Origin of the sequence: Caballeronia sp. M1242 (assembly GCF_017220215.1) — a bacterium.
Lineage (GTDB): Bacteria > Pseudomonadota > Gammaproteobacteria > Burkholderiales > Burkholderiaceae > Caballeronia.
Window position 1 is genome coordinate 423,726 of the sequence record NZ_CP071132.1, and the last position, 14,404, is coordinate 438,129.

The window sequence follows — 14,404 nt, forward strand, 5'->3', positions numbered from 1 at the left end:
CTCCGTGCGTCTATAGTTTTATTGCTTGCCCTGCTCCGCCTTGTCCCAGTCGAGCTTGCCGCCGCCCTTGCCCGCAACCGAATACAGCGCGCCCGGCGCATTGCGCGTCTTCTGGAATTCTTCGAGCGTCTGGCCGCGCATGGCGGCATAGATATGCAGGTTCGACACGCCCGTGACGGCGCCGAGCTTTTCGAGCATGAAGAAGATCACGCCGTAATGCAGCAGCGCGCGCCAGTCGCGGCGGCGGATCATGTCGCGTTCTTCTTCGCTGAGACCGGCGGCCTCGAAGCTCGCTTCGGGATCTTGCTGAAAGGCTTCGCGATGCGCGGGCTCGACCATGCGATGCAGATAATCGTTGATGCGATACGCGCGCACCGCCGTTTCGATGCTGAACGGATACGTGCCTTGCAGCTTCTCCACGTCGGTCAATTCGATCGCCATGCGCTGACGATGCCGCTCGATGATCGCGGGCTTCGTCTCGCTGTCCTCGCCTTCGTAGATGGCCGTCGCAATGCCGGCCATCGACGGCAAGTAGTAGCTGCGATGCTTGCAGACCACGCTGGACGACAGCGCGCCGCGCATGGTCAGCCACATGACGACTTCCGCGCCTTCATAGCCGCCCAGTTCCGCGTACTCGGCAATCGTCATCTGCGCGAGTTGTTCGGGATCACGTTCGAAGAGATCGAGGAAACGCTGGTCCCATTCGGTGTTGTTGAAGCCTGCGCGTTCGCCATGCACCTGATGCGAAAGACCGCCCGTCGCGAGAATCGCGACCTTGATGTCCTCCGGATAGCTCTCGATGGCGCGGCGCAGCGCCTGACCGAGCTTGTAGAAGCGTCGCGCGCTCGGTATCGGCAATTGCAGCACGCCCATTTGCAGCGGCACGATCTTCACGGGCCACTCGGGCTTGTGCGGGCACAGCATCGACAGCGGCGAGAAGCAGCCGTGATCGAGCGCCTTGTTCTGGAAGAACGACATGTCGAACTCGTCGGTCATCAGGGAGCTGCCGATGTGCGCGGCAAGCGCAGGATGTCCCTTGATCGGCGGAAGATCGCGCGCGCCGCCGCCCTCGTCCGCGACGTGCCATTCGGGGCCGACGCCCAATGCGAACGCCGAGTAATGATCGAAGAAGAAAGACGTGACGTGATCGTTATAGATGGTCAGGATCACATCGGGGCGCTTCTCTTCCAGCCACTTCGCGAGCGGCGCGAAGTTTTCGAAGATCGGCGCCCAGACCGGATCGTCGCGCTTGTCCTTGTCGAATGCGAAGCCAATGGTGGGCGTGTGCGAGGCGGCGATGCCACCGATGATGCGGGCCATGTCGAAGGTGCTCCGTGAGGTGCCGGGCAATCAGGCGCTCGTGGAATGCACGCGGCCCGGTATGTTGCGAGAACGTGAGCCGACGATACGGGCCGCACGGCACGCGCGGTACTGCGCGTAAACCATGAGTCGGGGAGAGATGCGACGCAGCGAAGATGATGGACGACCGGCCAGCGCGGGCTTGCGGGCGGGGTTTCGACGCCACGGCCCACGCGGCGCGATAAATAAAACCGATGGCCTGACAAAAAGGACGCAAGGGCACGGCGAACGGCCGGTTGTTCGAGAACCGGACCTTCACCAGTGGTGGCGTTGTGCTGACCACGGGGAGCCGACGTCGAGTGGTCCGTTGTCGTCGCGAAACGCGAGACATCCGGTCCGCGCCGACCGTGTCAGGAGTGCATCAATAGTGAATCGTCAACGGCTCGGGATGTTCCTGTGTAATCACGCAACTGGAGTCGACCGGCCAGCCCGCAGCCGTGATGGGCGGGTTATAGCGCTGGCATTGCCCGTTGGTGCCCAGCGTATACGACGAGACGGTGAGGAATTGCGAGTTGGTTTCCGGCGCGACATACACCGTGACGTCCGAGCCTTTCCTCACTGCAAACGCGGGACGCGATGCAGTCGTGCTGGGGATGAGCGGCGCGCCACTGCAATCGCTCGAATAGAACTGGTTCATGAAATACCATCCCCACGTGAACTCGGTCGCCGAATAGACGATCTTGTTGCCGGTGCCGGAGACTTGTCGCCGCATGATCGGCACGAACACCGGCGCTCCGTTCACCGACTGGAAGACACCGGCGCTGCCTCCTGCGTATTTCAATGGGCCGACTTCCTTCCCGTTTGCGTCGAAAACGCGCAGTACGTGCCGATGATGATGGTGGTGTTCGACTTCATCGGCAAACGACGTCATCGCGCCCGAGCACAGCAGCGTCAACAGAATCATTCTGCGCATGGCATGCACCTCAAGCCCATAGTCATGGTTCAGTGGGGACGCGCTTGTTGCGAAGTCCCTCGGCTAGCCTCACCGCGCGGGCGTGTTGCCGGTCGGAATGCGTACGGTGAGCGGCTCGGGATAAGCGCCGGTCAGCGAGAAGGTGCTCTCGGTCGGCCAGCCATATTCCGTGACGGGCGTGCTCGATGCCGCGCACGTAAAGGTCGGACCCGACCGCACGGACCCGATCACGATCGGAGCGGAGTTGGTAGCAGGCGCGACGTACAACGTGACGTCGTGGCCTAGCCGTATGGTGGTCGATGGCCGCACGCCTGTCGTCAATGTGATGACCGGTGTGCCGCTGCAGTCCGTCGACGTGAAGTCGGCCACGTTCATGCCCGACCATCTGAATTGCGTCGCCGAATAAACGGTCTGCGGACCGCCGTCGCCCGATACGATCACGCGCTCGATGGGCACGAATGCAATCGCGCCATTGACGGTCAGATAAACGCCGGGGCCGCCGTAATCGTCCAGTGGTCCGACGAATTTGCCTTGCGCGTCGAACACCAAGGGCGTCTCGCCCGCGAACGAAGCCGTCAATTGCAGCAGCAATAAGACCGAAACGACGAAAGCACGCATGTCTCCACCTCTTATGTCAGTTGCGGGCATTGCCGAATGAGCAAGCGATCGGGCAACCGTATGCGTTAGGATAGAACGACTCCGACGTATTGCAAAGTAAAAGCGTCAGAACGCATAAACAGGCTGACGCTTCGTCGAGCTGAGATTCTTCGTTTAGCACGGTCGAACTTCTCGATTATTGCTAGCCGATGTAAGACGGTCGGTGCGCGCTTAGATGACCGAAGGAAGCACATGCGATACTGCTGCGGCGCACGAAGACCGTACGACAAACGCTGGTCTGCTCGTCCGTAGGGGTATCCGTGGATGCCGGCACCGGAGCACCTATACTGAGCTGAGCAACGGGAGCCAGTCATGAAACAGCTAGTGCTCGTTTTCGCCGCATTGTGCGTTGCAACGCCGTTCGCTCTGGCGCAGTCGCATCCGAGCCCGGAAACGGATATGCGCGCGCCCCACAACAACCCGAAGCTGATGCCGAACGCGCCGCTCGGCAGCGAATATCCGTCGCACGGCAACGTGCAAGCAGGCGAGTTGAACCTCAACCCGGCGGACCCTCGCGCACAGATGGTCAACGGCCTGCCCAACAATGCGAACGACGGCGGCTATGGCGCGCCGCTCGCCGGCAACAAGGCAAACGTCCCGCCGCGCGACTGAGCGTATTCGGTAGCGGCTCTACGCAAACGCTTCGACGGCCTCATTCCCGGACCTGCTCAGCGCCTGGCGCGCCTGCGCCGCAGGCATCGGACGTCCGGTGAGGAAGCCCTGCACTTCATCGCATTCGTTGTCGGCGAGGAAGGCGAACTGTTCGATGGTCTCGACGCCCTCGGCAACGACGCTCATTCCCAGCGTATGAGCCATCGCCAGCACCGCCTTGACGATGACCTCATCGATCGTCGACTTACCGATGCCCTGAACGAACGACAGGTCGAGCTTGATGCAGTCGGGCTTGAACTCCCGAATGTAATTGAGGCTCGAGAAGCCTGTGCCGAAGTCGTCGATCGCAATCGACACGCCCATTCGTCTGATCGCGTTGAGCGCGACAAGCGCGGCCGGCGTCATCAACACGCTCTCGGTCACTTCGAGTTCGATGTTGCGCGGACTGACGCCGATCTTCACAAGCGTCCTCTCCACCGTGCTTGCGAAGTCGGAATGCAGAAACTGCATGGCCGACACGTTGATCGAAACGACGATGTCCGGATAATCCCGCGCCCAGTCTTTTGCCTGAAGGCATGCCTGTTCGAATACCCACTCGCCTATCGGCACGATCAGCCCTTTCTCCTCGGCGAGCGGTATGAAGACAGCGGGGCTGATGAGTCCGCGCTCGCCGTCGAACCATCGCAACAGCGCTTCGAACGCGACCGGTTGGCCAGTCCCCATCGCGACACGCGGTTGGAAAACCAGCCGCAACGCACCGGTCTGAACGGCACGACCGAGATGCTTCGCGAGCTCGACACGCTCGGCGTCGGCGGTCGCAATCGACTCGTCGTAGACCACGAGCGCGCTCTGCCGGGAACGCTTCGCGTGATACATCGCTGCATCGGCGTAGCGAATCAGCGTGCTTGCGTCGATCGCGTGATCGGGGAAAACTGCTACTCCAGCGCTCGCATTCGAAGCGACGCACTCACCGCCCACGCGCAGATTCGCGTTCACCGAAGCATGCAGCGCCTTCGCCCTGCCGATCAGTTCGTCGACGCGCGAGCGCCCGACAAGCAACGCGACGAACTCATCGCCGGCGAAACGCGCGACCACGTCGTACTCGCCGACGCTGCGCGATAGTCGCCGCGCGACCTCCTTGATAACCTCGTCGCCGCACACATGGCCCAGCGAATCGTTGATCTCCTTGAAGTTATCGAGGTCGATAAAGAGGACCGCTATCTGAGCCGTAGAAGTCGAGGCCGTGCCGAGCATGTCGGCCAGCCGCATATATAAGGCAGATCGATTGAGCAGGCCGGTCAACGGATCGAGGCTTGCCTGCAACTGCAATCGCTCCTGATCCCTGATACGGTCCGTGATGTCGCTGAACACTGCAACCGTGTGCGTCGTTTTGCCATGCTCATCGAGCACGGGCGAGATCTGACGCTGCGCCCAGAAGCGCGATCCATCTCGACGGCGTCCCTCGACGACCGTCGCGGCTTTGAGACGATCCGCGGTCGATGACGTGGTATAGAGCAAGGCGGCGTCGTCCATGCTTCCCGGCAGGACGTCGGCCGCTTCTTCGCCGAGAACGTCCGCAACAGGCAGCCCCGTGAGCCGCTGAAACGCAGGGTTTGCGTAGATGACCTGCACAGCGTCTTCGGCGGTGGTTTGCAGAAGGACGACGGCATTGTCCGACGCGTCCAGCGCCCGACTGCGAATCCTCAACTCCTGTCTTGCCATTTCGTGCGCGCTGACGTCGGCTGCCGTAACGAAACACGCTTCATGGCCGGCATAGTTCAGAAGATGGTACGAGACATCGACATGAATGATCTGACCGTCAAGGCGCGTATGCCTGCGCACGCCGCCCGACCCTGCCGGCGCGCCCGACGCAACGTACATCTCCAGGTCTCGCCGGAACTGCTGTCTATCCTCCGGCGGACGCAGTTCGTCAGCGGTAATCTGCATCAGCTCGCTGAGATTGCCTCCGTACTGACGCTGTGCCGCAGCGTTCGCGGTCAGCACGCGGCCGGTATGGATGTCGAAGATGAGCATTGCGAGCGGATGCTGCTCGAAATATTCGATGAAGCGGTCATGTGCTTCGCGCGCGACGATCTTGGCCGCGCTGCTAGAAAGCGACGCGCGATGCGCGATCACGAGTGCATAAGCCAGCAAGATTAAACCCGTGGCGAGTGCCACGGCGAACGTGACCTTCTGCCGGACAAGTTGCGCTTCCGCCGTGAGTTGCATCGTTGCGAGCTTCGACCTTTGCGCCAGTTGCAGTTCGGAAAGCCCATGCATGATCGACTGAAGCGTCTTGTTGGCCTTTTCCAGTTGCGCCGAATCGACGGTTCGGCTTGCGCCAGGACCGCGCGCGCTCGTTGCAGCCAAGTCGAGTTGCGATGCCCACAGACTCGTGTCGCTGCGCAGCGTCGATAGCTGATAGAGCGATGCTTCGTCGTCACCCAGGAAGCGCTGAAGCAGATCGTAAGAGCGCATGGCTTCGACGGCACGCGACACCGGCCAGGCGAGCGATCGAAACCGCGCGCTGCCGACGCCGGTAAGAAAGTCCGCGTTCGCGTCGATATGCAGATTGGCGATCAGTTCCAGTTGTGAACTGACCGTGAGCGCTTGTCGCAGCGCGTCTTCCTGTTGCGATCGCGATCTGGCCGCGAAATAGCACGTCAGCGCAGCGAACGATGCAATTGCAAACAGAAAGATCGCCGCTCCGAAAAGCCGGCCTCTTTTGGAGCCTCGAAGGCCCCGCACGAACCGCCGCACGTCTTTTTTCATTGCCACTTGCCGAACGCCAAATCTTTTGTAGTAGTGCGCGATGCGATGCCTGGAATGCGAATGCCGCAACGAATCGCACCTGACTCGGCCGACTGCCGTAGACCACTTAAGGAAAACGGCCTATCTCCGAACACTCTTATCGGCTGCTTATCCGTTTAGTTAAGTCAGGAGTCGTCCGTTTCGCCAGGCTGCGAAGCGCTAACGAGTAAATCGTGCCGGTCATGCACGCGATCATCGGTAAAACAGGGTTTTCATCAATGCGCGGCTTCGTTCCTTCCGACGATACTCAGGCACAACCTGTCGTCGGAGCACACCATGTCGCAAACGTTTCTCTCGCATCAGGAAATTTTCGAAAAAAGCATCGACCACCTTCTCACGCAAGGGTCGGCTTCGCTGCTGCCGCGCGGAGGCGGTGCTTACCGCGGACGATGCGGGGGTTGTCCCGTCGGCGCGCTGGTGCGGCCGGGCGACTATCGCACTGCCATGGAAGGCGTGCCCGTTCGCTTCATTCTCGCGGACCCGACGCGGGTTCCGGCTTATATGGATGTGGGCGTCGCCGCGCTCAGAAAGGCGCTCTTGCGGGCAAGAATCAACGTGTTCTCACCAGAAACGGTCGAACTGTTGAGCTGCTTGCAGAACGTACACGACGTGTTCGGCATCTGGGAATGGGAGGACCGCCTGCGTTCCATCGCGCGCCAATTCGGCCTCTCGGCCGAGCGCTTGCAGCGCGCCGCCTAGTGAATCAAGGCAACGCATCATGAAAGACCTGACGGAAATCTTCGCAAAAGTGCGGTCGCATCTGCTTGCGCAGCAGGCCTTATCCGTGGATGACGACGGAACCTGCCGCCTGCGCGGGCAAGACGGCCGCCGATGCGCAATCGGCATCCTGATCGATGACGCGCACTACGGTCATCCGCTGGAAGGCCTCGGAATCAGCTATTACAAGACGGGGCAAGACGGTCCGCTACTGCGCGCGCTGGCGATGTCCGGTGTCGACGTGTATCGCGCGGAAACGTTAGCGCTACTTCACGACCTCGAAGATTTGCATGATGCGGGCGACGTCGCAGACTGGCCGCTTCAGCTTTCTGCTGTGGCCAAGCGTCACGCCATAGCGCTGACCGAGGACGCGATGGTTTGACGGCGCAAGGCGCGGCGAGCAGGCCGCGCCTTGATGCCTTTGCCTCGGCATCTTCCTAATCGGCGATAGCAGTGACATCAACCCCCAGTTCTGGGAATTCGGCGATCAACAAGAACCCTATAATCGCACGATACTACGCACCGCTCTCGATCTGACTGCGCGGCAAGCGTCCCGCTTTATCGCCCGGGCCAGGCAAAGAACATCAAAATCGCGTCGAACGCATGCAAATCAAAAACTCCAAACGGTGGGCGCCGCGCGGAGCAAAGAGGTGGCTCATCGCCGGAGCAGCACTTTTTGCCGCCGGCGTCATCAGAACGATGCTGCACCCGTTGCTCGGTCCCGTCATGCCCGGCGCGGCTTTCCTGATCGCTGCGGCGCTCGTTCAGTACTATTGCGGCCTCGCGCCCGCCTCGTTCGTGATGTTGGCGGGGCTCGTGATCGCCGACTATCTGTTCGTCCCGCCGTACGGGCGCATCGACGTCATCGACGCTTCCGACTTCCGGCTGCTCATCTCCTATCCGCTCATCACGATCGTCGTCATCACGCTGATCGAGCGCTTGCGACGCGCGCAGTATCGCGCGGAGTTGCTCGCGGCGGTCGCGCAGTCGCGCTATGAAATGCTGCTGCGTCACGACAACGAGCGGCTCATCGCGCGTCGCGCCACGGACGAAATGCATCGGATGCTGCATCACATCGCGCAATACAATCGCTCGCTCATCGTCATCAAGGCGCTCGACCTGGCGAACGGCGTGTCGCCCGGCAGTGTCGTGGCGGCGGCGACTGCCACGCGCAACGGCGTCTTCGACGACACATCGTTCGGCTCAGGCATCGCGTACGGGACGAAGCATGCCGAGGCGCACGAAGAGGATCTTGCCCGCGTAAGCGTTCGCCTGACGCCGGGGCATCACCGCATCCGTTTCCGGTCCGGCGGACGCGACGACTGGCAAGCCGTCGAGTGCGTGTGCGAGCGCTTCGTCACGCCGTCGGGCGACTTCCTGATCCTGCGAGCAGAAGACTGATTATGAACGCGCCCGAGTTTTCATCGGCACACGGCCACGATCACGCCGTTTTGCTTCTGCACGGCCTTTCCAGTTCGCCACTCGAACTGCGTTTCCTCGCGCGCTTTCTCGCCGACGAAGGTTTCGCAACGCATACGCCGGAATTGCGCGGATACAGCGCGGGCACCGGACACGAAGCGATGGAAGGATGGATCGACGCGGCCGTCAAGGAATTCGACGCGCTTGCCGCGCGCTATCGCCACGTCTCCGTATGCGGGCTTTCGATGGGCGCGACGCTCGCAGCGGCAGTCGCGCAACGACGCCCGGACGCGCGCGCGTTGTTGCTGCTGTCGGTCACGCTCGACTACGACGGCTGGGCGATACCGTGGTACCGCTTCCTGCTTAACTACCTCTACTACACGCCGTTGCGCTCACGCTACCGCTATCGCGAAGAGGAGCCCTACGGCTTGCGCAACGAGGCGTTGCGCTCGAAGATCGCGCGCGCGATGCAGAAGAACGAAATCAGCGAAGTCGGTCCCGCGTCCATCGCCATGCCGGCGCTGCACGAAGCCAGCCGCCTCGCTCACGCGGTGCGCAAGGAGCTGAAGGGCATCACGACGGACTGCCTCATCATTCACGCCATCGACGACGAGACGTCGAGCCCGCATAACGCGCGCTTCGTGGGCAAGAACGTCGGGGCGTCGTTCCTCCGCACGATCTGGCTCGACGATTCATATCACATGATCACATCGGATAACGAGCGCGAAGTCGTCGCGCGGGAATGCGCGCTCTTCTTGCGCGAAAGCGCGGCCGCCTCGGAATCGAACCATGCGCCGACGCCGGTCGTGTCGCGCGCCCTCGCGCGACGTTTGCGGCAATTGGCGACCGTTGCGAGGAAGGCATGAATCGCACGTGCGCGGTCGCGGCGGCCCTCGCCCTTGTGCTAACGGCTACTACGCACCCGGCGGACGCTGATGAGCCGCCGCCCGCGAGTGACTGGAAGGTGTCGATCGGGCCCGGCCTGTACGTCTTTCCGAAGTATCCCGGCTCGTCGAAATTGCAGGTGCTGCCGTTCCCGGTTCAGGACATATCGTGGAAGGAACGCATCTTCTCGCAAGGCCCGGACGTGCTCGGCGTGAATGCGTTGACGGGCGAGAACTATCACGTCGGTGCGTCGCTAAGCTTCGATTTTCAATCGCGATCCGCCTCCGACGACTCCCGTCTGAAGGGCTTGCCTAATGTCCACTACGGCCCCAAGCTGCGGCTTTTTGCAGACTACACGTGGTGGGCGTTCACCGGCGCGGCTGCCGTCTATCAGGACATCGCCGGAACGGGGCAAGGTCTCACCGCGATGACGGACCTCTATATGTCGGCTCCGTTGGGCAAGCTCTTGCTCTCGGTCGGGCCGGGCCTGACGTGGGCGAATGCAGCTTATACGAGGACCTTTTTCGGCGTCAGCGCGCAGGAAAGCGCCGCGTCCGGCTTGCCCCAGTACGCGACGGGTTCCGGCTTGCGCGATATCCACCTCGGCCTGAACGCGACGTACACGATGAACGCTCACTGGTCCGCCGATGTGACGGCGCAAATCGGACGGCTCGAAAAATATGCCGGCGGCAGTCCGATCACCGAGCGCCGTCTCGATCTCAATGGCGTGGCGTCTGTTGCATATCACTTCTGATGCCGCGATGCGAGCGGTAGTCTCGCGAGACTAGCCGTTGCCCTGCGCTTCCAGATGCCGCAGCAGCTTGCCCACCATCCATACGACGGTCATTCCGACGAGCACGAAGAACGCGGCGAGCGGCGTCAGCACCTGCACCGAGACGAAGCCCGCGAGTCCCATCATCGCCGACGAAACAAGCAGCAGCGCGCAGCCCAGAATCGCACTCGTCAACCCCGCGATGTGCGGGAACAGCGAATTGCCTTTCGCCATGAGCGTCGGATACATCGCGCCGGCGCAAAAGCCCATCACGAGCACGGGCAGCGCGAGCGTCCATACCCGAAGGCCGACGGTCAACGCGAGCAGCAGCATGACGGCCGACGCAGCCGCCATCGTCCATGAGCCGATGCGCAGCCGCGCTTCGGCGCTCGGCAGACGCGGACCATGCACGCGGTTCGACAGACCGCCGAAGAAGTACATCATGCCGATGCCGAGCGCGAGATAACCGAAGTACGTCGGCGGCTTGTGCAGCGTGTTCTGGACCATGAACGGTCCGACGATATTGAACACGAGCAGAATGCTGTAGCACAGGCCCTGCGCGAGAAAGCAGCTCTGAAACACCGGACTTGCGAGCACCTTGCCCGCGTTCGCCATCAGCGTGCGCGGCTCGAGCCGCACCGGCCGCCGCAAGGTCTCGCGATAACGCCACACCAGCGCCCACATCACGATCGAATAGATCAGCAGGAAGACGAGGCACGCCTTCCAGCCGAACGCGGTTTGCAGATGCGCACCGATCACGGGCGCGACAATCGGGGCGAGCCCCCAAGCGATCGACATATACGTGAACGCGTGCATCAACGCATGGCCTGAGAACGAATCGGTGATGATGGCCTTCGCGAGCAGATTCGTCGCCGCAATGCCGAAGCCTTGCAGGCAGCGCGCGATGAGAAACGTTTCGAGGTTCGTCGCGGCGAGCGACAGCAGGCAGCCGAGCGTGAAGACGACGAGCCCGAACGCGAGCACGCGCTTGCGGCCGTATGCGTCCGCCACGGGTCCGAGCGTCAGTTGGCCGAGCGCGTAGGCCGCCATGTAGCCCGAGACGCTCGACTGGATCGCTTGCGGCGAGGTCGCGAAATAGCGCGCCATCGCGGGTAGCGCGGGCACGTAGATGTCGATGGCAAGCTGCCCTGCCGATGCGAACAGACACACGAGGAACAGCAGAAAGCGCGGCGAGTTCGCCGGGCGCGCGGCGACGAATGTGCCGTCCGGATGAGCAGGGTTCATGAAAGCGATGAAAGCGACCAAAGCGACGAAGGAGCGGATGCCGTGACGAGGCATCCGCCGGTTCAGATGGAATGATGCTTGGAAGCGGCGTCAGCGCGTATTCTGCCTGTCATCGCGCGATGCCGCCGAACGCGCCTCATCCGCTATGCGCCGCTGCGGTTTGCGGCGACGCGTTGCGCGTCGGCATCGCGAGTCGACCCTTTCGCCGGACGCCCCGCCCAGTGACCCGCGAGCATCGAGCCCGACAGGTTGTGCCACACGGAAAACAGCGCGCCGGGCAGCGCGGCAATCGGCGTGAAGTAGAGCTTGCCGAGCGTCGCGGCGAGACCCGAGTTCTGCATGCCCACTTCGATCGCCAGCGTGCGGCAAACGGCTTCGTCGAAACCGAGCAGACGCCCGCCCCAGTAGCCGCCGAGCAATCCGATGCCGTTGTGCAGCACCACGCCCAGCGCCACGACGACGCCCACCGACGCAATGCTCTTCTGCGTTCCGCCGACGACCGCCGCGATGATGAGCAGGATCGACACCATCGACACGAGCGGCAGCACCGGCTCGATCTTGCGCACCAGCTTGCCGAAGAAATGATTCACGATCAGCCCGACGATGATCGGCAGCGCGACGATCTGCAGGATGCTCATGAGCATGCCGTGCACATCGACGGCGATGGACGCATCGACATAAAGGCGCGTGAGCAGCGGCGTCGCGAACACGCCGACGAGTGTGGAGAGCGCGCTGATCGTCACCGAAAGCGCGACATCGCCGCGCGCCAAATAGATCATCACGTTCGACGCCGTGCCGCTCGCGACGCTGCCGACGAGCACCATGCCCGCGGTGAGATCGGGCGGCATGCGCAGCGCCTTCGCGATGACCCAGGCGGCGAGCGGCATCACGAGATAGTGCAGGACGATGCCGGCGACGACCGGCGCCGGACGCGTGAAGACGCGCCGGAAATCGTCGATGGAAAGCGTCACGCCCATCGACAGCATGATGATGGTGAGCAGTGTCGTCACGTGCGGCGCGATGCCGGTGACCGATGACGGCGAGAAGTACGCGGCAACCGAAGCAAGTACGGCCCAGAGCGGAAAAAGACGGGTAATGCGAGCAAGCATGTGGTGCGGTCCTCGAATGTCGTGGCGTGTGTGTTCTGAGCGAACGTCGAGCGCAGCAGCCGGCGCGTGATGCCCGAAGGCGTCACGGCGATACGTTTTGCTGCGTCGGATGGCAAAGCGCGGCGTGGGTCGCGGGCCGCGTGTGGGACGAAATGCTTGCCTTCGTGGGGCGAATGCCCGCTTACGATGCCGAGCCGCGCGGGTCACGCGCGACGCGGCCAGTCGGCGGGCAAGGCTCGTATTTTACCGGCGCCCGCCCGGAGTTCGCGCACCGCCCTGACAGGCAATGCGGATTCAGCGCGTCGACTCGATGGCGGCGGGGCTCAGATCGGTCGGAAAGCAGTGGGGATGTTCGAATCCCATCGGCGAGGCGCCCGTCGAATAGATGATGTTGTCGGTGTTGTTCGGCCCCTGACCGCGCGGCACGTTGCCGAGTCCCGCGAGCTTGCGCATGCGGTATGCGATCGCATGATCGGCGCAGGCGCTGTCGCCGCTCACGCCGAGACCGCCGATCACCTTTCCGCCCGCATAGAGCGCCACGCCGCCGCCGAAGGTGATCACGCCGCCGAGCGTGCGCCCGATGCCGCTGCCGTGTTCCAGAAAGCGCGCATCGAACGGATTCGAGTTGTTCAGACCGTAGAGCGAGCCGCCCGGCTGCGTGGCCGCGTAAAGATTCGCCGTGGAGAGCGCGAGCGCATCGTTGGAGAAGCCGTTCGCCGTGTACGCCTTCGCAATCGCGATGGCGCGACTGCCGGGCCACGCGTCGCCCGTCTTGATGACGGAGCACAAGTGCCCTTCGCGATCCACGACCGCGGCCCACATCCGGTTCGGCTTGAAGATACCGCCGTTGCCGTCGCCCGCATTGACGACTTTGGCCAGTTGATTCTCGACCAGCGAGACGGTTCCTTGGGGAAGCATGCAACGTCCCTGCGGATAGTCGTCGTAGCCGTACGCGTGAGCGAGCGGCGACACGAGTGCAACGGACATTGCGGCGGCCAACGAGTAAGACGCGATCATGCGCATGGCGATTCTCCCGACGTATTCACGATTTAACTACACGAGTGAAGCACTAAACCGATCGCTGCCTAACAAGATAGGATGCCTTAGTGAATAGAACGAACGTTGTTTCTTCGTCGTAAACCCTGAACGAAGAAGAGCGCGCTGCCTACGCAAGGCTCGTAGAAAGCGCGCTGTAATCGGAAGAAAGTCAGCCCGACACCGACGCTTCCACCACGGCGAGATAGGCCGCCAGCGCCCGCTTGACCTCGCGCAGATAACGCTTCGCGAGTTGCACGTCGCCCATCGCGGGACGCAGCTTGATGGCGAGCGCGCCGCTCGCGAGCGCGCGCAACATGTCGACGTAAAGCGCGCGCTCGGCGGGCTTCACGCTCGCCATGCGCACGTCGATCACCTTTCTGAGCGTGCCGGACTCGCGCTTGGTCTTGTCGTCGTGCGGCATGACCGACATAAGGATGAGGCAGTCAGGGTGCTGCTCCAGATACGTGATGTAAGGCGTCATGATGCGGTCGATCACCGCCTCCGACGACAACGTGCGCCACGTCTCGGTATCGATCTTATCGAGCGCGTCGTCGATCTCGCCCATCGCTGCCTTGTGTCGATCCCAAAGCGCGCTCAACAGACTCTCGCGGTCCGGAAAGAAGTGATACATCGAGCCGATCGGCGTCTGCGCGCTGCGTGCCACGCCATGCATGGTCACGCCCGCGAGACCTTTCTCCACAATCAGATCGGCCGTCGCGTCGAGCACCGACTCGATGCGCGCGCGCCCGCGCGCCTGCAATGGCGAACGCGCGCTGCTGGCGCGTTCAGGCGCAAGCGGGTCGTGATCGTGTGACTTCGTCATCGGGTCTCCTTGTCGAACGAAACTAGACGCATCCGTCTACAATC

At 62.5% G+C, this 14,404-nt stretch carries 14 protein-coding genes; 6 read left to right on the forward strand and 8 right to left on the reverse strand.

Features of this window, described 5'->3' with window-relative positions; translation table 11 throughout:
- Positions 1-18: 18 nt before the first annotated feature.
- From JYK05_RS25435 to JYK05_RS25445, 3 genes are all read right to left on the reverse strand, one after another.
- Entirely contained in the window at positions 19-1,320 is a 1,302-nt protein-coding gene (locus JYK05_RS25435) for a gallate dioxygenase (RefSeq protein WP_206470618.1), read from the reverse strand.
- A 400-nt stretch (positions 1,321-1,720) separates the two neighbouring features.
- On the reverse strand, positions 1,721-2,272 hold the full coding sequence (locus JYK05_RS25440; RefSeq protein WP_175945927.1) for a hypothetical protein: 552 nt from the start codon (positions 2,270-2,272) through the stop codon (positions 1,721-1,723).
- A gap of 69 nt (positions 2,273-2,341) precedes the next feature.
- On the reverse strand, positions 2,342-2,890 hold the full coding sequence (locus JYK05_RS25445; protein ID WP_206470619.1) for a hypothetical protein: 549 nt from the start codon (positions 2,888-2,890) through the stop codon (positions 2,342-2,344).
- A gap of 351 nt (positions 2,891-3,241) precedes the next feature.
- Here JYK05_RS25445 and JYK05_RS25450 point away from each other — a divergent pair, with 351 nt between their 5' ends.
- Positions 3,242-3,541 (forward strand): hypothetical protein, encoded by a 300-nt coding sequence (locus JYK05_RS25450; protein WP_206470620.1) that lies wholly within the window; start codon positions 3,242-3,244, stop codon positions 3,539-3,541.
- Positions 3,542-3,559: 18 nt separating this feature from the next.
- Here JYK05_RS25450 and JYK05_RS25455 read toward each other — a convergent pair whose 3' ends face one another.
- On the reverse strand, positions 3,560-6,313 hold the full coding sequence (locus tag JYK05_RS25455; RefSeq protein WP_206470621.1) for a bifunctional diguanylate cyclase/phosphodiesterase: 2,754 nt from the start codon (positions 6,311-6,313) through the stop codon (positions 3,560-3,562).
- Between the two features lie 315 nt (positions 6,314-6,628).
- Here JYK05_RS25455 and JYK05_RS25460 point away from each other — a divergent pair, with 315 nt between their 5' ends.
- The 5 genes from JYK05_RS25460 (at position 6,629) to JYK05_RS25480 (ending at position 10,127) form a co-directional block, all read left to right on the forward strand.
- Complete coding sequence (locus JYK05_RS25460) at positions 6,629-7,051, forward strand: hypothetical protein (RefSeq protein WP_206470622.1); 423 nt, start codon at positions 6,629-6,631, stop codon at positions 7,049-7,051.
- 19 nt (positions 7,052-7,070) lie between these two features.
- Positions 7,071-7,451: a hypothetical protein gene (locus JYK05_RS25465; RefSeq protein WP_206470623.1), complete on the forward strand. Its 381-nt coding sequence runs from the start codon at positions 7,071-7,073 to the stop codon at positions 7,449-7,451.
- A gap of 221 nt (positions 7,452-7,672) precedes the next feature.
- Entirely contained in the window at positions 7,673-8,470 is a 798-nt protein-coding gene (locus JYK05_RS25470; protein WP_206470624.1) for a DUF4118 domain-containing protein, read from the forward strand.
- A gap of 2 nt (positions 8,471-8,472) precedes the next feature.
- Entirely contained in the window at positions 8,473-9,354 is an 882-nt protein-coding gene (locus JYK05_RS25475; RefSeq protein ID WP_206470625.1) for a carboxylesterase, read from the forward strand.
- A complete protein-coding gene (locus JYK05_RS25480; RefSeq protein ID WP_206470626.1) occupies positions 9,351-10,127 on the forward strand; it encodes a MipA/OmpV family protein in 777 nt (258 codons plus the stop codon). The genes JYK05_RS25475 and JYK05_RS25480 overlap by 4 nt, the downstream gene beginning before the upstream one ends.
- Positions 10,128-10,157: 30 nt before the next feature.
- Here the strand turns inward: JYK05_RS25480 and JYK05_RS25485 are convergent, their stop codons facing one another.
- The 4 genes from JYK05_RS25485 to JYK05_RS25500 all read right to left on the reverse strand — a co-directional run bounded on the left by JYK05_RS25485 (position 10,158) and on the right by JYK05_RS25500 (position 14,360).
- A complete protein-coding gene (locus tag JYK05_RS25485; protein ID WP_206470627.1) occupies positions 10,158-11,390 on the reverse strand; it encodes a multidrug effflux MFS transporter in 1,233 nt (410 codons plus the stop codon).
- 143 nt (positions 11,391-11,533) lie between these two features.
- Positions 11,534-12,499 (reverse strand): bile acid:sodium symporter family protein, encoded by a 966-nt coding sequence (locus JYK05_RS25490; RefSeq protein ID WP_175945907.1) that lies wholly within the window; start codon positions 12,497-12,499, stop codon positions 11,534-11,536.
- A 294-nt stretch (positions 12,500-12,793) separates the two neighbouring features.
- A complete protein-coding gene (locus JYK05_RS25495; protein WP_241270105.1) occupies positions 12,794-13,486 on the reverse strand; it encodes a heme-binding protein in 693 nt (230 codons plus the stop codon).
- A gap of 220 nt (positions 13,487-13,706) precedes the next feature.
- Complete coding sequence (locus JYK05_RS25500) at positions 13,707-14,360, reverse strand: TetR/AcrR family transcriptional regulator (RefSeq protein WP_206470628.1); 654 nt, start codon at positions 14,358-14,360, stop codon at positions 13,707-13,709.
- Positions 14,361-14,404: the final 44 nt, after the last annotated feature.

Bases quoted from the DNA above. Each gene is read 5' to 3' on its own strand.
- JYK05_RS25435 (WP_206470618.1), bottom strand. From the start codon at position 1,320: ATGGCCCGCATCATCGGTGGCATCGCCGCCTCGCACACGCCCACCATT.
- JYK05_RS25440 (WP_175945927.1), bottom strand. From the start codon at position 2,272: ATGCGCAGAATGATTCTGTTGACGCTGCTGTGCTCGGGCGCGATGACG.
- JYK05_RS25445 (WP_206470619.1), bottom strand. From the start codon at position 2,890: ATGCGTGCTTTCGTCGTTTCGGTCTTATTGCTGCTGCAATTGACGGCT.
- JYK05_RS25450 (WP_206470620.1), top strand. From the start codon at position 3,242: ATGAAACAGCTAGTGCTCGTTTTCGCCGCATTGTGCGTTGCAACGCCG.
- JYK05_RS25455 (WP_206470621.1), bottom strand. From the start codon at position 6,313: ATGAAAAAAGACGTGCGGCGGTTCGTGCGGGGCCTTCGAGGCTCCAAA.
- JYK05_RS25460 (WP_206470622.1), top strand. From the start codon at position 6,629: ATGTCGCAAACGTTTCTCTCGCATCAGGAAATTTTCGAAAAAAGCATC.
- JYK05_RS25465 (WP_206470623.1), top strand. From the start codon at position 7,071: ATGAAAGACCTGACGGAAATCTTCGCAAAAGTGCGGTCGCATCTGCTT.
- JYK05_RS25470 (WP_206470624.1), top strand. From the start codon at position 7,673: ATGCAAATCAAAAACTCCAAACGGTGGGCGCCGCGCGGAGCAAAGAGG.
- JYK05_RS25475 (WP_206470625.1), top strand. From the start codon at position 8,473: ATGAACGCGCCCGAGTTTTCATCGGCACACGGCCACGATCACGCCGTT.
- JYK05_RS25480 (WP_206470626.1), top strand. From the start codon at position 9,351: ATGAATCGCACGTGCGCGGTCGCGGCGGCCCTCGCCCTTGTGCTAACG.
- JYK05_RS25485 (WP_206470627.1), bottom strand. From the start codon at position 11,390: ATGAACCCTGCTCATCCGGACGGCACATTCGTCGCCGCGCGCCCGGCG.
- JYK05_RS25490 (WP_175945907.1), bottom strand. From the start codon at position 12,499: ATGCTTGCTCGCATTACCCGTCTTTTTCCGCTCTGGGCCGTACTTGCT.
- JYK05_RS25495 (WP_241270105.1), bottom strand. From the start codon at position 13,486: ATGTCCGTTGCACTCGTGTCGCCGCTCGCTCACGCGTACGGCTACGAC.
- JYK05_RS25500 (WP_206470628.1), bottom strand. From the start codon at position 14,360: ATGACGAAGTCACACGATCACGACCCGCTTGCGCCTGAACGCGCCAGC.